Origin of the sequence: Herbaspirillum sp. ST 5-3 (assembly GCF_004804275.1) — a bacterium.
Lineage (GTDB): Bacteria > Pseudomonadota > Gammaproteobacteria > Burkholderiales > Burkholderiaceae_D > Noviherbaspirillum.
Window position 1 is genome coordinate 1 of the sequence record NZ_STGI01000018.1, and the last position, 21,727, is coordinate 21,727.

At 61.4% G+C, this 21,727-nt stretch carries 18 protein-coding genes and 1 pseudogene; 8 read left to right on the top strand and 11 right to left on the bottom strand.

The genetic code is table 11. The features are described 5' to 3' along the window. From E6W33_RS27340 to E6W33_RS24385, 5 genes and pseudogenes are all read left to right on the top strand, one after another. A pseudogene (locus E6W33_RS27340) lies at positions 1-345 on the top strand (hypothetical protein); the annotation flags it as partial. Positions 346-536: 191 nt separating this feature from the next. After that, positions 537-989 (top strand): DUF4304 domain-containing protein, encoded by a 453-nt coding sequence (locus E6W33_RS24370; RefSeq protein WP_136419982.1) that lies wholly within the window; start codon positions 537-539, stop codon positions 987-989. A 437-nt stretch (positions 990-1,426) separates the two neighbouring features. After that, entirely contained in the window at positions 1,427-2,779 is a 1,353-nt protein-coding gene (gene ltrA, locus E6W33_RS24375; RefSeq protein ID WP_211097420.1) for a group II intron reverse transcriptase/maturase, read from the top strand. A gap of 357 nt (positions 2,780-3,136) precedes the next feature. Then, positions 3,137-4,159, top strand: coding sequence for an isocitrate/isopropylmalate family dehydrogenase (locus E6W33_RS24380; protein WP_136419983.1), 1,023 nt, complete (start codon positions 3,137-3,139; stop codon positions 4,157-4,159). Between the two features lie 117 nt (positions 4,160-4,276). Continuing rightward, the gene (locus E6W33_RS24385; protein WP_136419984.1) at positions 4,277-5,257 is read left to right on the top strand and encodes a sensor domain-containing diguanylate cyclase; all 981 of its coding nucleotides are present in this window, start codon (positions 4,277-4,279) and stop codon (positions 5,255-5,257) included. Positions 5,258-5,410: 153 nt separating this feature from the next. Here E6W33_RS24385 and E6W33_RS24390 read toward each other — a convergent pair whose 3' ends face one another. The 5 genes from E6W33_RS24390 to E6W33_RS24410 form a co-directional block, all read right to left on the bottom strand. Then, complete coding sequence (locus tag E6W33_RS24390) at positions 5,411-5,593, bottom strand: hypothetical protein (protein WP_136419985.1); 183 nt, start codon at positions 5,591-5,593, stop codon at positions 5,411-5,413. A 31-nt stretch (positions 5,594-5,624) separates the two neighbouring features. Then, positions 5,625-5,888: a hypothetical protein gene (locus E6W33_RS24395; RefSeq protein WP_136419986.1), complete on the bottom strand. Its 264-nt coding sequence runs from the start codon at positions 5,886-5,888 to the stop codon at positions 5,625-5,627. Positions 5,889-5,951: 63 nt separating this feature from the next. Beyond that, positions 5,952-6,254, bottom strand: a complete 303-nt coding sequence (locus E6W33_RS24400) for a hypothetical protein (protein ID WP_136419987.1) — start codon at positions 6,252-6,254, stop codon at positions 5,952-5,954. 366 nt (positions 6,255-6,620) lie between these two features. Further along, the gene (locus E6W33_RS24405) at positions 6,621-7,610 is read right to left on the bottom strand and encodes a D-glycerate dehydrogenase (protein ID WP_136419988.1); all 990 of its coding nucleotides are present in this window, start codon (positions 7,608-7,610) and stop codon (positions 6,621-6,623) included. A gap of 225 nt (positions 7,611-7,835) precedes the next feature. After that, positions 7,836-9,479 carry a methyl-accepting chemotaxis protein gene (locus E6W33_RS24410; RefSeq protein ID WP_168798746.1) on the bottom strand — a complete coding sequence of 548 codons (1,644 nt, stop codon included), beginning with the start codon at positions 9,477-9,479 and terminating at the stop codon, positions 7,836-7,838. A 191-nt stretch (positions 9,480-9,670) separates the two neighbouring features. Here E6W33_RS24410 and E6W33_RS24415 point away from each other — a divergent pair, with 191 nt between their 5' ends. The 3 genes from E6W33_RS24415 (at position 9,671) to E6W33_RS24425 (ending at position 14,226) form a co-directional block, all read left to right on the top strand. Beyond that, positions 9,671-12,409, top strand: a complete 2,739-nt coding sequence (locus tag E6W33_RS24415; RefSeq protein ID WP_168798747.1) for an EAL domain-containing protein — start codon at positions 9,671-9,673, stop codon at positions 12,407-12,409. Between the two features lie 278 nt (positions 12,410-12,687). Continuing rightward, a complete protein-coding gene (locus E6W33_RS24420) occupies positions 12,688-13,662 on the top strand; it encodes a LysR family transcriptional regulator (protein WP_136419991.1) in 975 nt (324 codons plus the stop codon). 132 nt (positions 13,663-13,794) lie between these two features. Further along, a complete protein-coding gene (locus E6W33_RS24425) occupies positions 13,795-14,226 on the top strand; it encodes a hemerythrin domain-containing protein (RefSeq protein ID WP_136419992.1) in 432 nt (143 codons plus the stop codon). 3 nt (positions 14,227-14,229) lie between these two features. Here the strand turns inward: E6W33_RS24425 and E6W33_RS24430 are convergent, their stop codons facing one another. The 6 genes from E6W33_RS24430 to E6W33_RS24455 all read right to left on the bottom strand — a co-directional run bounded on the left by E6W33_RS24430 (position 14,230) and on the right by E6W33_RS24455 (position 21,725). Continuing rightward, positions 14,230-15,504, bottom strand: coding sequence for a carboxyl transferase domain-containing protein (locus tag E6W33_RS24430; RefSeq protein ID WP_136419993.1), 1,275 nt, complete (start codon positions 15,502-15,504; stop codon positions 14,230-14,232). Positions 15,505-15,513: 9 nt separating this feature from the next. Beyond that, complete coding sequence (gene meaB / locus E6W33_RS24435) at positions 15,514-16,497, bottom strand: methylmalonyl Co-A mutase-associated GTPase MeaB (protein WP_136419994.1); 984 nt, start codon at positions 16,495-16,497, stop codon at positions 15,514-15,516. Between the two features lie 8 nt (positions 16,498-16,505). Further along, positions 16,506-18,716, bottom strand: a complete 2,211-nt coding sequence (scpA, locus tag E6W33_RS24440) for a methylmalonyl-CoA mutase (protein WP_136419995.1) — start codon at positions 18,714-18,716, stop codon at positions 16,506-16,508. A gap of 188 nt (positions 18,717-18,904) precedes the next feature. Next, the gene (locus tag E6W33_RS24445; protein ID WP_136419996.1) at positions 18,905-19,126 is read right to left on the bottom strand and encodes a hypothetical protein; all 222 of its coding nucleotides are present in this window, start codon (positions 19,124-19,126) and stop codon (positions 18,905-18,907) included. 382 nt (positions 19,127-19,508) lie between these two features. Then, entirely contained in the window at positions 19,509-20,696 is a 1,188-nt protein-coding gene (locus E6W33_RS24450) for a YbfB/YjiJ family MFS transporter (RefSeq protein WP_136419997.1), read from the bottom strand. A gap of 57 nt (positions 20,697-20,753) precedes the next feature. After that, positions 20,754-21,725 carry a branched-chain amino acid ABC transporter permease gene (locus tag E6W33_RS24455; protein ID WP_136419998.1) on the bottom strand — a complete coding sequence of 324 codons (972 nt, stop codon included), beginning with the start codon at positions 21,723-21,725 and terminating at the stop codon, positions 20,754-20,756. Positions 21,726-21,727 lie beyond the last annotated feature (2 nt).

Genomic DNA, 21,727 nt, shown 5'->3' on the forward strand with positions numbered 1-21,727 from the left:
GGCGGATCAATATCCGACACAATTGGTGCAGCCGCCAGCGCGGATGAAGTCGCAATTCCTCTTCTCGTTTTGTTAGTAGTCGGCGCATTGCTGCTCTCATCGCTTTGGATCGTTTATACGGCGCCTACGCTATTCGCCGAATTGCTGGTTGACGGAGCCCTTTCCGCTAGCCTTTACCGAAGGCTTCGGGGCCTCGACACCCAGCATTGGTTGGCCACTGCTATCAGCCGTACTATCTGGCCGTTCGTCATAACGGCGGTCATCGCCGGTTTCGGCGGTAAGGCTCTACAGTTTTGTGTTCCCACAGCCTACTCACTTGGCGAGGTAATACACTGGCATGAGTGAGCAGACGGCTAACCTCTCGGTCAACCGGACCTCGCGCATAAAGCCGCGCGAGGTCAGTTACCTCAAACGTTGAAGCTGTAGAGAAAACCCAAAAATGCCATTCTTGCTAATTCTCAAGCCAAGGGAATCAATGACTTACGCCGCTAAAAAAACCGCAAAACGACTTTTCCTACAGTCTCGTTAGGCAGAACATGTCACGCGAAGGCGATCTCATCAGACGCGAGTTGAAGAAGCATGTGATTCCTCGGTTGGAGGAACTTGGCTTTTCAGGAAAAGGGCTGTACTTTCAACGAAAACGTGAGGTCTTAGATCTTTTGGATTTCCAGTATTGGAAGTACGGGGGAGAGTTCTTGCTTGAATTCGCGTCGTGTGAGCTAGGCGATCTTAAGACGTCTTGGGGCGAGATTGTGCCTGAGAATAAAATCACCGTGGCGCATATTTCCCCATTGAAGAGGGCGCGCCTACAGCAGCAGGGGCCAACACGGGGAAAGAATTTCGGGGGATTTGCATTCGAAGGCTTCGCGGATGACCAAGAACGATACGAGTCACTGGCGCGACAAGTAGCAATGCTCCTGCCTCAAGTCGATCTTTGGCTTCGTATTAGGGAGGTCGGTTCACATGTGCACGTACTTGGAGCTGCCTAACATTTTGATCAACGCCGACGGCTGCGTCGCCGGTTATCGCGAACGTGTGTGCCGGGCATGGCACGTAACTATGCAGGTGCAAGTCCTGCAGCCAGGTTTTCGTAGAGCCGAAGGCTAGGAGAACGGCAAGGGCGTCGCCGCGAGGCGGGGTCTGAAGGAAGCCGAATCCAAAACTGCGGGGCGACGAACAGAAACCGGATATGAGGCGTGATGCATTCGGGGCGAGCGGGCACGTGACTGCGAAGCCCTCCATCTACGATTGGGATGCATTTTGTAAATCCGGCGCTCGCGCAGTGAAAGTGACGTGTCTTACCCCGGGAGGCCTGTCCGGTGCCACAGGAGTGGCTGGGAACTGAGAGATTGGTTTTGACCGCCGGGCAGGAGTCAGCAGAAGGCATAGTAGGTGCAAGGCCCTGCACCGAAGGCCGGAACAATAAATGATGCCAAACCTTGTAATGAGAAACGGGACTGCCCCTGATCGACAGCTAACGCTGCCGCTGGCCGAAAGGCCAGAGGGTGAACTCGTGGCTGGAGAGCAAGGGCTTCGTGCATCAACGGAAGACCTTACCCTGATGGCGCAGATACTCGCACGCGAGAATCTGAAACGCGCCTTGAAGCAGGTTCGTCAGAATCAGGGCGCACCGGGCATCGACGGCATGACGGTCGATGAACTTCCGGCGTACCTGAAACAGCATTGGCCGGAAATACGCGCCCAACTGGAGGCGGGACAATACCACCCGCAAGCGGTCAAGCGCGTGGAAATTCCCAAGCCCGACGGCAAGAAACGGCCATTGGGCATTCCGACCGTGTTGGACCGCTTCATTCAGCAAGCCATTGCGCAAGTAATACAAGCGCAATGGGAACCGGCATTCCACGCCGACAGTTACGGCTTTCGACCCAACCGGAATGCACATCTGGCTATCTGGCAGGCGCAACGCACTATCCGTGAAGGCCATGGCTGGGTGGTGGATATCGACCTTGAAGCGTTCTTCGACCGCGTCAATCATGACCGGCTGATGCAGCGGCTCAAGCAGCATGTTCCCGACCAGCAGGTACTGCGGCTCATCAACCGCTATCTGAAGGCGGGGGTGCGGATTGGCAGCCAAACACAGGCAACGACAGCAGGCGTGCCGCAAGGCGGCCCACTGTCTCCGGTGTTAGCCAATGTCGTGCTGGATGAACTGGACTGGGAACTGGACAAGCGTGGCCATCGCTTTGCCCGCTATGCGGATGATTGCAACATCTTCGTGCGCAGTCAGCGTGCCGGCGAAAGGGTGATGGCAAGCATAGAGCGTTTCGTGCGTGACCGGCTGAAGCTCACAGTCAATTCACGCAAGAGCGCAGTCGACCGACCATGGAATCGAAAATTCCTGGGCTTTACCATCAGCGCCAAGACCAAAGTGAAAGTGGCCGAACAGGCCATCTTCAAGCTCAAGGCGAAGGTAAAGGAGTTGACCCGTCGTACCAGAGGCCACCGTTTGAGCGATATCATCGTGGAGCTGAGAGAAACCCTGCTTGGTTGGAAAGCGTATTTCGGCATTGCCGAGGTACTGAGCCCTCTGCGGGATATAGACAAATGGATACGACGGCGGTTACGCTGCTATCAATGGAAACAATGGGGGCGAGCGGGATACCGTGAGCTGAGAAAGCGCGGTGTGACTGTGCGAGAAGCATGGAACTGCAGCAAATCGGCGCATGGACCTTGGCGCATCAGTATGGCTCCAGCCTTGCTGCTTGCGATGCCGAACCGATTGTTTCGCCAAATGGGGCTGCCTTCACTGGCAGCATGAGATCAACCGTATTTATTGAACCGCCGTGTACGTGACCCGTATGCACGGTGGTGTGGGAGGGAGGGGCTGCGAGGCTTCTTCCTATCCCGATTGACCGGCCGCTTTCCCGTATTTAGCCGACGGTGGCGAAGACCACCGGACTGAATGCATACTTCGCCGATCACGCTGAAAACGAACATCGGAGCATGCAAAGGACTTATTCCGTGCCTTCCATGTATTCCGCGGACATCCATCACGTCCTCGATTTCCCCTGATGTCAGACCGCCGCCGACGCGGTGAACAGCCCTCTCGAACCGGCTGGATAAAGCCTGTCGCATGGGCTAAGCTGACAGGATTTCCAACCCTGATCTGAACGCGATGACCAAGAAGACAATCCCCGCTACCCTTATTCCCGGCGATGGCATCGGCCCCGAAGTCACCGCGGCCACCGTCAAGGCGCTGGAGGCGCTCGGCAGCCCCTTTGCGTGGGAGACGCAGTACGCCGGCATGGCCGGTGTCGAGCGCTGCGGCGATCCGCTGCCGCAGGAGACGCTGGACAGCATCCGCCGCAATGGGCTGGCCTTGAAAGGTCCGCTGACCACGCCGGTCGGCGCGGGGTTCCGTTCGGCCAACGTGCGCATGCGCGAGGCCTTCAAGCTGTTCGCCAATGTGCGTCCGGTGCGCACCATCATTCCCGGCCGCTACGAAGACATCGACATCGTGCTGATCCGCGAGAACATCGAAGGCTTGTACGTCGCGCATGAACACTTCATCCCGGTCGGCGACGACCCGCAGGCGGTGGCGGTTTCCACCGGCGTGAATACGCGCGAAGGCGCGCGCCGCATCGCGCGCTATGCCTTCGAGTACGCGGTCAAGCATGGGCGCAAGAAGATCACCATCGTGCACAAGGCCAACGTGCTGAAAGCCTTGACCGGCATCTTCCTGGAAGCCGGGCGCGAGGTGGCCAAGGAATACGAAGGCCGGGTTGCGGTCGATGACCGCATCGTCGATGCCTGCGCGATGCAGCTGGTGCTCAATCCCTGGCAGTTCGACATGCTGCTGTGCACCAACCTGTTCGGCGACATTTTGTCAGATGAGCTGGCCGGACTGGTCGGCGGATTGGGGCTGGCGCCCGGCGCCAACATCGGCAAGGACGCGGCGATCTTCGAGGCGGTGCATGGCTCCGCGCCGGACATCGCAGGCAAGGGCCTGGCCAATCCGATATCGCTGTTGCTGGCCGCCGGCCTGATGCTGGATCACGTCGGGCAGAGCGATCTGGCGACACGCCTGCGCAACGGCATCCAGCAAACCCTGATGGAAGACCAGGTCCGCACCCGCGATCTCGGCGGCAGCGCCTCGACCGACGAATTCACCGCGGCCCTGGTCAAGCGCCTCGCCTGAAGCGCCCTGCGGGCGCGCTCAGGAAAACAAATCTTTCCGATGCTACACTGGACGCAGCTTCGCGCTGCGTCGGTGGCATCCTGAATCCGGCCGGCGCGTTTCACTCTCAGGGAAAACGTGAAAGACGCTGCGACACCATCCGGGATAGAAACCGAGCTCGAAAAATATCGTCGCCTGTTCCGCTCGATGCCGGACTATGCGACCTTCTCCATTCTGAAGACGGGCGAGTTCATCGACGTCAATCCCGGCTTCGAACGGCTGACCGGCTATCGGCGTGACGAAGTCATCGGCCGGACCTCGGCCAGCATCGATCTCTGGGTGCATCCCGAACATCGCGCGGCAATTGTCCAGCGCTTGCAGACGACGGAGACGACCTCCATCGAGACCCAGTTCCGCGACCGCTCCGGCAACATCTACGACGTGGATGCCTCCATGGCCATCTTCAACGTCAATGGCGAGGCATTGCTGGTGGCGACGGCGCGCGACGTGACCGCGCGCAAGCGCCAGGAGCAGGAGCTGGAGCAGTACCGCACGACGCTCGAAAAGCTGGTGGAACAGCGCACCATGGAGCTGGAATCGGCGATGCAAAAGCTCAAGGACCTGGCGGCGCATGATGAGCTGACGGGCGTCGGCAACCGGCGCGACCTCAACACCCATCTTGAGCAGGAATGCGCGACATTCAAGCGGCTGGCCGTGCCGTCGAGCGTCGCAGTGTTCGACCTCGACAACTTCAAGATGGTCAACGACCGTTACGGCCACGCGGCCGGCGACGAAGTGATCAAGGCATTTGCGCAGATCATCCGGCGCGAAATGCGGGTCGTCGATTATGTCGCGCGTTACGGCGGCGACGAGTTCGTGCTGCTGCTGAAAGGAATCACGGCGGAGGCGGCGCTGGTTCCGCTGGGCCGCATCCGCGAGGCGGTGCTGGCACATCCGTGGTCAGCGCTGATTCCGGATGTCGCGCTGACGACCTCGATCGGCGTGGCCTCCTTCCATCCGTCCGAATCGGCGGACGACACCTTCCGCCGCGCCGACAAGGCCTTGTATCAGGCCAAGCTGGAGGGACGCAACCGGGTTGTCATCGCAGCGGCCCCATAGAGCGCCTATCAAAATGCTACTGCGCAGCCCGATCCTGAACCTGCGATGCTCACCGTACATCACGTACGGCTGCGCTTCTCGATTCAGGCTAGGGCTGCTCGCTACGCATTTTGAAAGGCACTCTTGGCAAGCGCGGCGAGTGCTCATTCGCACTTAGCTGCGCTCGACGGATTTCCTGTCCGATGCAGACGGCTGCGGGCGCAGCGCAGCCATCACCACCAGGCGTATGAGTTCCCTGTTCGTCTCCGCGTCCTCCCGGCGGGGATGACGCGGCAGCAGGCCTGCCTCGATCGCTTTCTTGATGGCCGCCTGCAGCATTTCATCAGTGAGGTTCATGGCGTACCTCGTCCTGGAACGGTTGCTATGCTCAGAAGCTCGCGTTGGCGTTCGCAAACTGCGTCGGGCTGACATCGAGCTTGAGCGGGCCGAAGCCGGCACCGATCACGCCAACGTTGTTCAGCGCGTTGACGTTGATGTTCTGCAGCTGGACGATGTTCTGGTTCACGCCGACGTTGACGTTGGCTACCGGGCCGAGCCCGGCGAGCCAGGAATTGCCGCCGCGTACGGATGACATGCTCTTGCGGTCGAGTTCCCTGGTCTGGTCGAGGTCGTGAATCGTGATGTGCGACATGCTGTTCTCCTTGAATGCGTTGCGAACGGGCGGAGGCATTCGGCGCCTCCGCCGCAAATTGGATTAGTGGCCGAAGTTGATGGTGTTGGTGCCGGTCTGGTGCGGGTTCACGTTGGCCGTGATGTTGTCCGCGAAGGCGACGTTGTTGCCGTTGTTGACGAGCGTGTTCTGGCTCTGGCCCAGCGCTTGCGTGGCGCTGAAGTTGAAGTCGCTCTTCGAGATGTCGGTCATCGGGCCGAAGAAGGACGGCATGTAAGGCGATGCGCCGGAATATTTGCTCATGCCCGTGCCGCCATGCACGCTGGCCATGGCTTTGCGGTCGAGTTCTTCGTTGCGGACGAGGTCTTTGATGATCAAGGTTTTCATTGCGTTTCTCCTGAAAGGAATTAAAGGATTCGGGGTTGGTGTAGCGCGTTTCCTTGCGCTTGAAGGACATACAGCAGGGAGCGTGCCAGTTGCTGCGAGCGCACCGCGAAGCGCGCGCAAGCGCTTGAAAATAAAGGAGAAATTCGGATCAGGCCGGCACGGAAGCGGCGCGATGCTTGACATGCGGACAAGCATCGCTGATGGGGCGGGGCCAACACATTGGGACGCACTGTTCGTTTTGGTGCAACAGCTGGTGACGCGTGGGATGGCACGAGGGGGTGGGCGAGCGGAAGCGGGTGGCTAGCACCCGCTACGGCCTTGTCCGTTTGATCATGACGACGCGATGCGCCGCCTGCGTGTGTGGCCTCAGGCTTTCGCGGCCCCGCATTCCGGATTCAGCAGATTGGCCGGGTGGCCGCCGGTGAGCGCGGCAATCAGATTGTTCGCCGCAGTGTTCGCCATCGCGCGCCGCGTCGGTTCGGATGCGCTGGCGATGTGCGGCGTCAGCACCACGTTCGACAGGCCGAGGAAATCCGGATTGAGTTTCGGTTCGTTTTCGAACACGTCCAGGCCCGCCGCCGCGATCTTTCCCGATCGCAGCGCCGCGATCAATGCCACATCGTCAACAATGCCGCCGCGCGCAATGTTCACCAGCGTGGCGGTCGGTTTCATCAGCGCCAGCTCGGCGGCGGCGATCGTGTGATGCGAGGCCGCGGAGTAGGGCAGGACCAGAATCACGTGATCGGCATTGCGCAGCAGATCTTCCTTGCCGACATAGCGCGCATGGTTGGCGGCGCGTTCCAGGTCTTCGCTCAGGCGCGAACGGTTGTGATAGATCACCTGCATGCCGAAGCCGGTCGAGCGGCGTGCAATCGCCTGCCCGATGCGGCCCATGCCGATGATGCCGAGCGTGGCGCCATGCACATCCGCGCCGAGGAAGGCGTCGTAACGCCATTTCTCCCATTTCCCCGCGCGCAGCCAGTGCTCCGACTCGGTGATGCGGCGCGCGGTTGCCATCAGCAGCGCCCAGCCGAAATCGGCGGTAGTTTCATTGAGCACGTCGGGCGTGTTGGTCACCATGATGCCGGCCTTCGTCGCCGCATCGAGATCGATGTTGTTGTAGCCGACCGCCATGTTGCAGATCGCCTTGAGCTTCGGGCAGGCTGCGATGGTTTGCGCCGAGACGCGCTCGCTCGGCGTGGTGTAGACGCCGTCCTTGTCGCGCATTTTCTGCGCCAGCTCCTGCTCGGAAAAGATGCGGTCTTCCTGATTCGATTCGATGTCGAAATAGTGCGACAGGCGCTCCAGTACGTCGGGAAAGACGGCGCGGGTGACGAGGATGCTGGGTTTGGTCATGGCTATAGGCGAACGCTGGCTGGGGTGCTGAAATACTAACAGAGCAGCGCCGCGCGCGTTTGCCCGTTCAGGTCGTCGTGCAGGACGCTTGCATGAACTCACTGCTCTGTCCACGGAATACACGGAAATCACGGAAAGAACCGGTGTTGCTTTTTTCCGTGATTTCCGTGTATTCCGTGGACGCTCTGCTGTTTGCCTCCACGGCGCCGGCCTTCATGCAATCGCTCAGGCCGTCAGGCGCCAGGTCGCCGGTTCCTCCAGCACAAGGGTTTCATCCGAAGCAGCAAGGCGTAGCGCGGCTCGGCCGTGCGCCAGTTCCGTTGGGGCAAAACGGAAGCGCGATACCGAGGCCGACACGCGCATCGATTGCGCGGTCAGATCGTCGATGGCGCGCACCGCATCCTGCACCAGGTCGGAATTCTGATGCGTCGTTTCGTCGATCCGGTCGATTGACTGGCCGATAGTCAGCAAGTCTTCGGTCTGGCTGTCGCTCGCGGTCTTGATGTGCGCGACGATCGCCGTGACTTCGTTGATGCTGGTCACGATCTGCTGCATGGTCGCGCCGGCCTGGTCGGCCAGCGTGCTGCCGGTCGCGATCCGCTCGACCGACTGCGTGATCAACTCGCGGATTTCCTTCGCTGCCGTCGCGGATCGCTGCGACAGCGTCCGCACTTCAGAGGCGACCACCGCGAAGCCGCGGCCGTGCTCGCCGGCGCGTGCTGCTTCCACGGCGGCGTTGAGCGCGAGGATGTTGGTCTGGAAGGCGATGTTGTCGATGAGGCTGATGATCTCGACGATGCGCCTGGACGAGGCATTGATCGATCCCATCGTGCGCACCACCTCGGACACGACGGCGCCGCCCTCGGTGGCGACTTGGGCCGCGCCGGCGGCAAGCTGGTGCGCCTGCTGGGTATGTTCGGCATTGCGCTTGACCGTTGTCGTCATGGCTTCCATCGAACCGGTGATGGCGCGCACCGATTCCGCCTGCGCGACGGTGCGGCACGACAGGTCTTCATTGTCGCGCGCGATGTCGGTCAGCGCACCGTCGATCTCGGCGACGCCGCCCTGGATGTCGCGCGCCATGTGCGACAGGTTTTCATTCATCTGCTGCAGGGCACGCATCAGCTCGCTGATTTCGTCGCGTCCCGGCGCATGGATGGTGGAGCTCAGGTCACCCTCCGCCACGCGCGTGGCCACCGTCGCGGCGTCGCGCAGCGGCAGCACGATGCTGCGCGACAGGACCACCGCGAGGAAGCCGCTGACCAGCACGGCCGCGCCGCCGACGCCGATCAGAATCAGGACGCTGTTGGTGAACAGGTCGTTCGACTCCTGCGCCATGCGGTTGGCCTGCGCCTGCTGATATTCGCCGAGCGATCGGAGTGCCGCCTCGTAGTTCGCCAGCGAGCTGTCAAGGCGCGAGGACACCAGTTGTTCGACTTCGATGGTCTTGCCGATCGCCTTCAGCCGGAAGACTTCGGTGCGCGTCGTCAGGTAGGCATTCTCTGCTTCGGTAATCCGGTCCATCAGCTGCGCCTCTGCGGCGCTTGAGGCGGACTTGCGGATGGACGCGCCGAGTTCCGTGATCAGCCTGTCGCCGTCGACGAGCTGCTTCTCGTAGTAGTCGCCCAGTTCCAGGCTGTCGCTCTTGGCAATCGCGGTTGCGCGGGTGGCATTCAGGGCGACCGCGTTTTGCCATGACGCGACGCGCTGCAGCCCGGCGAGTTTTTCATTGACCAGGACCTTGGCCATGCGATCCACCGAGTACAGCCGCCAGACCGACAGCCCGGTCGTGAATGTCATGAGGGCGAGAATGCATGCAAATGCCAGCATCAACCGGGTTTCGATACGCGCGAGCCGAAAATTCATCATGTTCCTGTCGTGATTTGAATTCCACGTAGAGTAAGAAACTATTGCTACATGGATATGACATGCAAATGACGGCCGGTTGTGCGCACACATGGAAGGGCGCAATGTCATCAAGCGGTCATGCAATGCGGGCAAGATGTTTTGCAAACAAGAAATCTTTCCCGTTCGCATTGCCGCTTTTGCATCTGATAACCATGCTGCTTTCGAAGCCGTCCCAATTCCTGCGCAGGCGTTTCCTTGCCGCGAGCGAGAGCGGGTTTCGGTATGCCTGGCCCCTGCTTCCCATCGTGGTCGGCATCATCGTGTGGATTTCGGTGGACAAGGAAATCGCCAAGGAGCGGCAATCCTTCGAGCAGTCGCTGGCCTCTTCCGCGCAGTCGATCGCCGCCGGCTATGCGCGCTACCTGACGCGCTCCATCGATCAGATGGACCAGGTCACCATGCAGCTCAAATACGACTGGGAGACATCGAAGGGCACGCTCAGGCTCGGCGACCTGGTCGCCAGGGGAATGTTTACGTCGCCGCAGTATGTCGAGGTCGCGATCATCAATGGCAAGGGCGAGGTGGTGACGACGACCTCCACCGCATCCTTTGCGCAGTCGTATGCCGGGCGAAACTTCTTTCAATGGCACCGCGCGAACATTTCCTCCGCGCTGCGCATATCCGCTCCGGAAAACGAGCCGCTGAGCGGCAAGCTGCTGGTTCGCTTCACGCGGCGGCTGGATTCTTCCGATGACGACTTTGATGGCGTGGTGATCGTCACCGTCACGTCCGATTATTTTTCGACCTTCTACGATGCCGCTGCGCTCGGTAACCACGGCCTGCTGGCCGTGGTGGGCGACGACGGGCGGGTGCGCGCATCGCGGATCGGGAGCAAGGCGTCCGGGGCGGAGCCGGTTGCGTTGACGTACACACCGCGCTTCGGCACGCCGCAGGACGGCAATCGGTCTTTCGGGAAGGGCGAAGCCTGGCTTGCCCCGGACTGGTTTGTCGATGGCGAGAAACGATTTGTCGCTTGGCGCACACTTTCCGCCTATCCGGTCACCGTGATGGCAGGATTGTCCGAGCGCGAACAGCTTGCGCCGCTCCAGCGAAAATGGCGCACCTATCGCAGCATGCGCGCCGCAGCCGAAGCGGCGATCCTCGCGCTGGCTGTCCTCCTTGCCTATGTCGTCCATCTCATCGAACGCAGAAAGACCAGGCAGAGAAGTGTTCAGGCTGCGTATCGCCTGGCTACCGAAGCGGGTGAGGAGGGCTTCTACATGCTCTCCCCGATCCGAGACGAGAACCATGCCATTCGCGACTTCCGCATTCTCGACTGCAATGAGCGCGGCGCCGGCCTGCTCGGCAAGGAAAAAAAGGCGCTGCTCGGGCAGACCTTGTCGGAGAACTACCGGCGGGAAGAGTTTGCCCGTCTGCTCGATGTCTACCTCCGCGCGATGGACCTCGGCTCCTATCGCGAAGAAGATGAATTCCAGCCGATCGGATCGCCCACGCCGCGCTGGGTGCGGCGCAAGCTGGTTCGCTCCGGCGGAGAACTCGCGGTGACGCTGCGCGACATATCGGATGCCAAGGCGCAGGAAGGCAAGCTGATTCGACTCGCCAACACCGACGAGCTGACCGGCCTGCCGAATCGCTCGTGGTTCATGAAATCGCTGGAAGCAACCATCGCGAAATCGCAGGACGATGTGGTCGCCTTGCTGTTCATCGACCTGGACAAGTTCAAGAACGTCAACGACACGCTCGGCCACGCGACCGGCGACAAGGTGCTGCAGGAAGCGGCAGGCAGGTTGCGCCAGGCCTTGCGGCCCTCGGATCACGTCGCTCGCCTCGGCGGGGACGAGTTCACCGTGGTACTACGGCAGATCGGCGATGACGCAGAGATTGTCCGGGTCGCGAACCGTATCCTGGCGGCGCTCGCGGCACCGTTCCATGCAGGAGGCGCGACCATGGAAGTCGGCGCATCGATCGGCATCAGCGTCTATCCGCGCGATGGAACGACGGCCGGCACGCTGCTCAAGCACGCCGACATCGCGATGTATTCGGCGAAAGGCAATCGACGTGGCACCTACGCCTTCTATCAGCAAGCCTTGTACGAGGCCCTGAAGACGCGCATCAACACCGAACGCGAGCTGGCCGAGGCGATCGAACAGGACCAGTTTCTGTTGCACTACCAGCCGCGGGTGGATGCGGCCAGCGGCCGGCTGGTCAGCGTCGAGGCGCTGGTGCGGTGGCGGCATCCGGCGCGCGGCATGGTGCCGCCGCTCGAGTTCATCCCGATTGCGGAAAGTACCGGTCTGATCGCGAAGCTTGGCGCACTGGTGCTTGAGAAGGCATGCCGGCAGATCGCGCAATGGCGTTCCGACGGTCTGCATGCCGTGCCTGTTTCCGTCAACGTGTCGGCTGTCCAGTTTCAGCTTGGCGATGTCGACGACTTGCTGCGCCGGTGTCTTGCGGAATCCGCAATCTGCCCGAGCCTGATCGAACTCGAAATCACCGAGTCGGCGATGCTGGGCGAGCAAGCGACCATTGTCGATCGCTTGGCGGCGATTCGCGCGATCGGCGTCAAGATCGCGGTGGACGATTTCGGAACCGGCTATTCCTCGCTTTCGCAATTGCAGCGCCTGGACATGGATGTGCTGAAAGTGGACCGCGTATTCACCGCGGACCTCGGCCGCTCCGCGGAAAGCCATGTCTTGTTCAAGGCAATCGTCTCGATGGCCCATGCGCTCGACATGAAAGTCGTCGCCGAAGGCGTTGAAACCGAACTCCAGGCCGGCATGCTGCGGGAACTCGGTTGCGACGAACTCCAGGGCTACCTGATCTCGCGGCCGGTTCCTGCCGACGATATCGCCGCGCTGCTGCGGCAGCCGCACGGCCTGATCGGCGTGGATGTTGATCAACCCCATCTCCGCCTGATCAAATCCCACTGAGCCTGTCCGACTGCGTTCGTCGACGAGCCGCGTCGACGTGCGTTGCCTCGATTCTTCCGGAAACGCCACTCCCCGCTACCCGCTGCCGTCGCTGACTGTCTGTGCTGCGGAAAAGTGCATCTTTCCGCCATTGCCGTGCATGCCCGACCTGATTATTGTTTAATATGTATCGGGCAACTTGCAATGCGGATGCCTTGGCGCGCAACGATAGCGATCGTACAAGGTCAGAAGGTCTTCACCATGATTCACATGATTTCCAATAACGCATTCACTCAACCATGAGCTTCCAAAACCTAGACCTGAACCTGCTGCGCGTTTTCGATGCGGTGATGACGGAGCAGAATCTGACGCGCGCCGCCAATTCGCTCGCGATGACCCAGCCGGCGGTATCGAATGCGCTCAAGCGCCTGCGCGATGCGCTCGATGACGATCTCCTGATTCGCACCGCGCATGGCGTGCGCGCAACGCCGCGCGCGGAAACCTTGTGGCCGCCGATACGCCAGGCGCTGGCGTCATTGCAGAATGCCATCGCGCCCGACCTGTTCGACTTGTCGAAAGTGCAAATCACCTTCCGCATGGCCATGGCCGATTCCACGGCGGTGCTGTTTCTGCCGCCGCTGGTGCGCTCGATCGAGCGCGAGGCACCCGGCATGCGGGTGCAGATGGTGCCGTTGACCACGCGCGAGCCGCGCCCGATGCTGATCCGCAGCGAAATCGACCTCGCGATCGGTTATTTTCCCGGCGTGCTGGCCCAGATCGCCGGCGCGCAGGGGCCGGTCACGTCCAAGATACGGCATCAGCGCCTGTACAGCGGCAAGTACGTATGCGTGATGCGCAAGGATCATCCGCTGGCGGACAAGGACTTGACGCTCGACGCCTATTGCGCGGCACATCACCTGCACGTCAGCTTCTCCGGCCGCGCGCATGGCCTGGTCGATGATGCGCTGGCCAATCTGGAGCGCGAGCGCACCGTCCTGCTTACCGTCAACCAGTACTTCACGGCGGGCAAGGTGATTGCCAATTCCGATCTGATCACGGTGCTGCCCTTCCACCTGATCGCCGCGACCGGCATGGCCGAGGTGCTGGTCTGGAAGCGCCTGCCGTTCAATCTGCCGGACATCAACGTCGACATGCTCTGGCATGAGCGCGACACGCAAAGCATGGCGCACAAGTGGATCCGCGAACAGATGATCTCGCTGGTGGAAACCAGCGGCAGCGGCACCGGCACGAAATCGGAAGTGGACCGGCGCTGATCGAGTGAAACCCGCATAGCGCGTGTTGGTAATGCCCATGCAACAACAGGAGCCTGCAAAATCTGCTGACAATTTTCCGTGCAGAAAGTATATTGGCCATGAGGATTTTTCGCCAATCAGAAAGGACACCCAATGGCACGCACCGACAAATTCAGACTGCAGCACAATGAACTGATGGCGCTGGCAAACGAGCTTCAGGGCATGCTCAACGAAGACGCCTTGTCCCAGGATGCTGCCGCGGCGCGCCGCTGCCTCGGCAACCTGATGGGCAAGCTCACCATGCATCTTTCGACCGAGGACAAGGTACTCTACCCGGAACTCGAAGCGAACAAGGATCCGGCAGTGGCAAGCCTTGCACACCGCTTCGCGTCCGAAATGAAAACCACGGCTGCCAGCATCACCGCGTACAACGGCCGTTGGGGCACGCCGAGCGCGATCAAGGCGAACGCGCACGCGTTCATCAAGGAAACCAAGGACGTGATCAAGATCCTCGCCGACCGCATCAAGCGCGAGAACCAGGAGTTGTACGCGACGGCGGACCGCAGCGAGGGCAAGGCGTTCTAGCTTTCACCTGGATCGCTTGCTTACGAAACTGCTGACTTGAAGTTCTCGGCCTTGCCCGGGAATGCAAACAAGCCCGGAATCCATGTCAACCACGTGGCCGGGCGGAAGCGCGCTGTCCACCAGCCCCCATTCGACATACGACGCACGGTTGGCCGTTTCTTGCATTTCGCTGCCTAAAATATTCACCAGTGAGGAAACAGGCAAGGTACGGATGGTGGCGCCGGGCGCCAGTTCAGTGCTGGAGGCTGCTGCGGCCAGGCCGATGTAGATACCGCCGGAGAGCGTGCCTGTCACGCGCAGGCGAATGGATACACCTTCGCGCACCAGATGGCGCAGGCTCAATGCCAGGTGAACCAGATACTGCGAGAGAATAATCTCTTCATCCTGCAGCGAGGTACTGTGGCCGGGGCAATCCATGACGATCGTGAGGGTCTTCATCGCGCCATTCGAGCATGCCGATTCCGCCAGCTCGGCCAGCATGATCGCATCGGCTGCCCCAAAAGATCTGTCCATCACGCATCGTAGCGTGTCGCCGTCCAGTACGGGGCCTTCGCCGTTACCGAGGGCACGCCTGGCATCCTGCGCACCTGCCGACAGTCGCTGCGATAGATGGCGACGCTCCAGAAGCAATGCCTCGCGTGTCACGCACGGCGTTATCGGCTTGGCGACCCATGCGCGCACGGCTTCCGCATAAGCATCGAGATCGTCGGCGATCAGCTGCTCGGCGTTGCCAACGGCAGCGCGGGAAATGCCATTGATCCGACTTGACACGGTGTCGCGGGATGCGTCGTCCGTCAGCGCTGCCTGCAGCACGCGCGGCCCTGACATCGCCAGTTGCGTGTTTTCCGAATAAAGGCGCGCATCGGCCGAGAACGACAGCATGCTCGCCGAGCCAAAGGCATAGCGCCCGATGACGGCGAGCATGGGCACTTCGGCGAGACGGGCGTCCAGCACTTCCCGCATCAATGCACGTATTGCGCCTTGCACAGGCAATCCCGCCGTAAGGCGGGTGCCGGCGGAATCGATTAACAGCAGAACCGGCGCGCCTGTCGCACGCGCACGCAGCAATGCCCACTTGAAGTCGACACATTCGGCAACACCGAAGGTGCCCAGGGCCGCAGCGGGCTCGGTGGCAATGACCAGAACCTTGCGATTGGCAATATGCCCCTCTACGAGGCAAAGATCGGAATTGGTAGCGAGGTATCGCAACGCATCGCCCTTGAACAAGGCGGCGAGTCGCTGTGAAAGTTCAGCCCGGCTGTAGATTTTTTGTTCCACGATGACCCCTTACAATTTATCTAGAAGGAATGCCGCTGCAGCTGCCGGTGTGGTAAAACCGGCGGCCACGGCGGCGATCTGCTCCGGCAGTGCGGCTTGCACCGCGCTATGGTTGTGAAAGCGTTTCTGCAGACGCATATCGATGAGTGTCCACATCCAGTCCAAGGCCTGCTTGCGGCGTTTTTCCGTCAGCCGCCCGCTTGCCGACAGCATCTTGCGGTGTCGCAGAACGGCGTCCCAGAAAGCGTCGATGCCCTCGCCAGATGCCGCACTGACTGCCAGTACCGGCGCGGGGCCGTGCGACGCGCTGCGCAACAAGCGCAATGCATTTCGCATCTGGCCCATCGCCAGTCGTGTGGCGTTCCGGTCCAGGTCCGCTTTGTTGAACACCATCAGGTCAGCCAATTCGACAATGCCTTTCTTGATGGCCTGCAAGTCGTCGCCGCCATGCGCCTGCTGCAGCAACACGAAGGTATCGGTCATGGCGGCTACCGCTGTCTCGCTCTGTCCCACGCCCACCGTTTCGACGATGACGACGTCGAACCCGGCCGCTTCGCACACCAGCATGGCTTCACGCGTATGCGCCGCGACGCCGCCCAGCGAACCGGCGGCCGGCGATGGACGGATATAGGCATGGGACGTCATCGACAGCCGCTCCATGCGCGTCTTGTCGCCCAATATCGAGCCGCCATTGACAGAGCTGGAGGGGTCTACTGCAAGCACCGCCACGCGCTGGCCTTGTCCAATCAAATAAAGCCCGAGCGCTTCGATGAAGGTCGACTTGCCCACGCCCGGTGCGCCGGAAATGCCGACGCGCACCCGCTGGCCGGTTTCCGGCAACAAGGCATTGATGACCTGTTGCGCCCGCGCCTGATGATCGGCCCGGCTGGATTCGATCAGCGTGATGGTCTTGGCCAGAGCCCGGACTTGACGCGCGCGCACGCCCGCGACCAGCGCCGCATCCTCATCCGATAAGCCGGAGCCGGCTGTCATGGCGTGCGTCATGCAGTGCGGGACTTGGCGCCGATGCCGGCTGCCAGCGATGCGCTGATTTTCGCCAGGACATCGCCGGCGCATTGCGGAATCGGCGTGCCGGGGCCATAGATCCCTTGCACGCCGGCCTGGTACAGGAAGTCGTAATCCTGCGCCGGAATGACGCCGCCGACGAATACCACAATCTCGGCTGCCCCCTGATCCTTGAGCGCTTGCACGACCGCAGGCACCAGCGTCTTGTGGCCGGCGGCGAGCGTGGAGATGCCGAGCGCATGCACATCGTTTTCGATCGCCTGGCGTGCCGCTTCTTCCGGCGTCTGAAACAGAGGGCCGATATCGACGTCGTAGCCCAGGTCGGCAAACGCCGTCGCCACCACCTTCGCGCCACGGTCGTGGCCGTCCTGGCCCAGCTTGGCGATCATGATGCGCGGACGTCGGCCCTGCAGCGCGGCAAATCCCGCGATGTCCTTCTTGATCGCAGTCCAGCCGTCGTCATTGTCGAAGTGCGCGCCATAGACTCCCGCTACGCTCTGAATGGTGGCGCGATAGCGGCCGAATTCCTTCTCCAGCACGTCCGATACCTCGCCTACGGTGGCACGCGCGCGCATCGCATGAATCGACAGCGCCAGCAGATTGCCCTGGCCCTGGTTTCCGCCGCACCGCGCTGCTGCCGCCAGATCGCGCAATGCCGCTGTCACGGCCGCGCCATCACGCGCCGCCCTGGTCGCCTGCAGGCGACGGACCTGCGACTCACGCACGGCAGCGTTGTCGATGTCGCGAATCTCGACCGCATCTTCCCGGGCCAGCTTGTATTTGTTGACGCCCACGATGACGTCGCGGCCGGCGTCGATACGTGCTTGCTTTTCAGCGGCGGAAGCCTCGATTTTCAGCTTGGCCCAACCGGATGCGACGGCCTTGGTCATGCCTCCCATCTGTTCCACTTCCGTGAGCAGCGCCCACGCCTTGTCCGCCATTTCTTGCGTCAGTTTTTCCATCATGTAGGACCCGGCCCACGGGTCGATCACGCTGGTGATATGGGTTTCTTCCTGAATGATGAGCTGGGTATTGCGCGCAATGCGTGACGAGAAATCGGTCGGCAGTGCGATCGCTTCATCGAACGAATTGGTGTGCAGCGACTGGGTGCCGCCGAATACGGCCGCCATCGCTTCGACGGTGGTGCGCACGATATTGTTGTAGGGGTCCTGCTCGGTCAGGGACCAGCCGGAGGTCTGGGAATGCGTGCGCAGCATCATCGACTTCGGGCTCTTTGGGCCGAACTCCTTCATGATGCGCCACCATAACAAGCGCGCCGCCCGCAGCTTGGCGACTTCGAGATAGAAGTTCATGCCGATGGCGAAGAAAAAGCTCAAGCGGCCTGCAAACTGATCCACATCCAGGCCGCTGGCGAGCGCCGTTTTCACATATTCCTTGCCGTCGGCCAAAGTGAACGCCAGCTCCAGTGCCTGATTGGCGCCCGCCTCCTGCAGGTGGTAACCGGAAATCGATACCGAATTGAATTTCGGCATGTGCTGCGCGGTGTAGCCGATGATGTCGGCGACGATGCGCATCGACGGCTCGGGCGGATAGATGTAGGTGTTGCGCACCATGAATTCTTTCAGAATGTCATTCTGAATGGTGCCCGACAACTGGTCCTGCGCCACGCCTTGTTCTTCCGCCGCCACCACATACGCGGCCAGCACCGGCAGCACCGCGCCGTTCATGGTCATCGACACCGACACCTTGTCGAGCGGTATGCCGTCGAACAGGATCTTCATGTCTTCCACCGAATCGATCGCCACGCCGGCCTTGCCGACGTCGCCGGTCACGCGCGGATGGTCGGAGTCATAGCCGCGGTGCGTCGCAAGATCGAACGCGACCGACACGCCCTGTCCACCTGCTGCCAGCGCCTTGCGATAGAACGCGTTGGATTCTTCGGCGGTGGAAAAACCGGCGTACTGGCGTATGGTCCATGGCCGCACGGCATACATGGTGGCTTGCGGCCCGCGCACATAAGGCGCAAAACCGGGCAGCGTATCGGTGTAGGGCAGGTTCCTGATGTCGGCCGCCGTATAGAGCGGTTTGACGGCGATGCCTTCCGGCGTATGCCACACCAATTTGTCCAATGCGCATGCGGGGGCCGACTTGGCCGCGACTTTGGTCCACTCTTCGATTGACGTCGGACGAATGTCTTGAGGCGATTGATTTGCTTGAGAAGACATGGGCTGGATTCCACTGCGAATGGTTCGTTGGAAAATGTCTGCCGGAATCTGATGGGCTCTGAGCGCGGCACCACTTTGCCACCCTCGTCGGTGGCATTAGTCGAGGGCGTCAAATGCATCCGGCGCTGCGCAGTCTGTTTCTATGCGAGCGCTGATGGGAGAGATACGTTCGGATCAAGCCGGTCGTGTCACTCTTGCTGAACAACGCGTTGTTCTTGTTCGATGGCATGGCCGATGACCCGCTGTGCCTGTTGCAGGACCAGGAGCCGCGCCGATCGCAACGAATGGTTCTCGTTTGGAATTTGCGCTTTGATCGTGACGCTGGTCTGTTGAAACTCGACGGCAGTTTCGGCAAGCAAAGTGTGGCCGCTCGAGATGAAATTTAACTGTTCAAAAGTTGGAATGCTCATGCGTATGCCCTCGACAATCCGTTAAGAACGTGAACAATGTGATGTTGATCCATCGATCCGGATGGACAACGCGTGCCGGCTAACAGGTGCTACACGGTATTGGGTATTGGCTTGGGGCAGGTCATCAGTTCATTCGGGATGAATCGCCGGTGCCACTCTGCTTTTAACTGGGTGTATCGCGTTTGTGAGACGCTATGTTGGCCGCGGAGTCGTTGACCGGTTCTGACCGGCGTCAAGTGATGGGCACAAGATCGCATGGGAAAGTCGCGAAGTCGGCGCATGACGTCCTCCGGTCCTTGATGCGGAAAAAGATTGCGTCATCGACGCTTTGCACAACGATGATTTGACAGGCGATCGCTGTCGAAACTTGTTCAATCCTGATTCACGTCGCTAGCCCTGCCGTCTTGCCATGCTTCGGGCCAAGCGATGCAACCACGGCAGCCAGACCAAGCGCGCTGGCTCCGATCGCAAACAGCGACGTGAACGAATGCGTGGACGCGTACAGCGTCGCCATTGCGTGCCCGCCTATCGCCTGCAGCACAGAATAGAAGAAGGTCAGCAAGGCCCAGTTGCGCTGGTGTCCGCCGACGCCTTCCAGTTCGATCACGCGGCCCGACACCACCGCCCCCATGCCCGGCGTCAGCGCGCCGACTAGCAATGAGGAAGCAAACAGCGCAAGCGTCGAGGTAGACAGCAGCGGGAGCGCAACCGACGCGCCCTTGAGCGCGAGGCAACCGATCACGGTGGTGCGGAAACCGATACGATCGGCGATCAATCCGCACACCGGCGGGCCGAGCGCGGCGCCGACGCCGAACACCACCCAGAACGCGCCGCCGGCGGAAACCGGCTTGCCGAGTCCGTGCACCAGATACTCCACCCAGAACACGGTGTGCGGCAAATAGCCGATTGCATCGAGCGCATAGGCCACCAGCAAGGCAAGCAGCGCGCCGCGTGGCAGCATCTTTCCCTGCGCCGCAGTCGCGTGTGCCGGCGCGGCGGCCAGTGGCTTGTCATAGCGCTTCCAGGAAACCGCCACGCACAGCCCGATCATGGCGGCGAGCGCCGACCACGCCAGCGCCAGATGCTCGGCACCAAACACCGGTGCGGCGAAACCGGACAGCACGATGCCCCAGCCGACCCCGGAGAACATGATGCCGGCCGCCTTGCCGCGCTGTGCGACGGGAAGCTGGCTCAGCAGATAGGGCGCGGCGAGGATCATCAGCAGCGCGCCGGAAATGCCGGCCACGAAGCGCCAGCCCCAGAACCAGGCCAGCCCGAAATTGAACGCGCAGGCGATGAAACTGAGCAGGATGGCGACCATGGCCACACGCACCACACGCGCGGTACCAAGCATCAGGGCAAGGCGATGCGCCACCAGCGCACCGAGCAGATAGCCGATCAGGTTGGCGGCGGCGATCTGGGCCGCGCCGCCGGGCGCCGCCCAGTGTGCATCGATCATCAGCGGCAGCAAGGCGACATAGGAAAAGCGGCCCAGCCCGATGCCGATCAGCAGGGCGCACAAGCCGGCGACCGCAACGGGCCGCCAGGGTGACGAAGCGTGTTTGTTCATGCGTTGAATTCAAAAAGCGTGACGAGCGCTTCGTTCCCTTTCTGTGCCGGTCGAAACTTAGCGGGCAGGCGCGCGCTTGAACAGGGCGCTGATCTCGCCGACGATGCCGCGGCGGAACGCCAGCACGCAGAAGATGAAGATCAGGCCGGTGACGATGGTGACCGATTCGCCGATGGAAGTGAACCATTCGATATGGGTCGCGGATGCCAGCCAGGAACCGAGGTCGCCCAGCTTGTTCTCCAGCGCGATGATGAGCAGCGCGCCGACAATCGGCCCGGCCAGCGTGCCCAGTCCGCCGACGAGCGTCATCAGCACCACCAGGCCCGACATGGTCCAGTGCACATCGGTCAGCGTCTCGAAGCCGAGCACTACCGTCTTGGTCGCGCCGGCCAGCCCCGCCAGCGCGGCTGACAGCACGAAGGCCAGCAGCTTGTACTTGTCCGTGTCGTATCCCAGCGAAATCCCGCGCGGCTCGTTGTCCTTGACCGCCTTGAGCACCTGCCCGAAAGGCGAATGCACAGTGCGCACGATGAGCGCGAAGGCAGCGACGGCGATGCCGAGCACCACGTAATACAGCGTCATGTCGTTCGACAGATCCACCATGCCCAGCAGCTTCCCTCGCGGCACGCCTTGCAGCCCGTCCTCGCCGCCGGTGAACGGCGCCTGCAGGAACACGAAGAACAGCATCTGCGCCAGCGCCAGCGTGATCATGGTGAAGTAGATGCCCTGCCGGCGAATCGCCAGCAGGCCCATCAGCAGGCCGATGAAGGCAGCGAAGGCGGTACCGAGCAGCAGGCCCGCTTCGAAGGGCAGGCCCATGGTCTTGATGGCGTAGCCGGCCACATAGCCGGCACCGCCGAAGAAGGCGGCGTGGCCGAAGGAGAGCAGGCCGGTGAAGCCGATCAGGAGATTGAACGCGCAGGCAAACAGCGCGAAGCAGAGCACTTTCATCAGGAACACCGGGTAGGCGGCGAAGGGTGCCGCCAGTGCCACTGCCAGCGCGATTGCATATCCAACTTTCTTGTCCATGC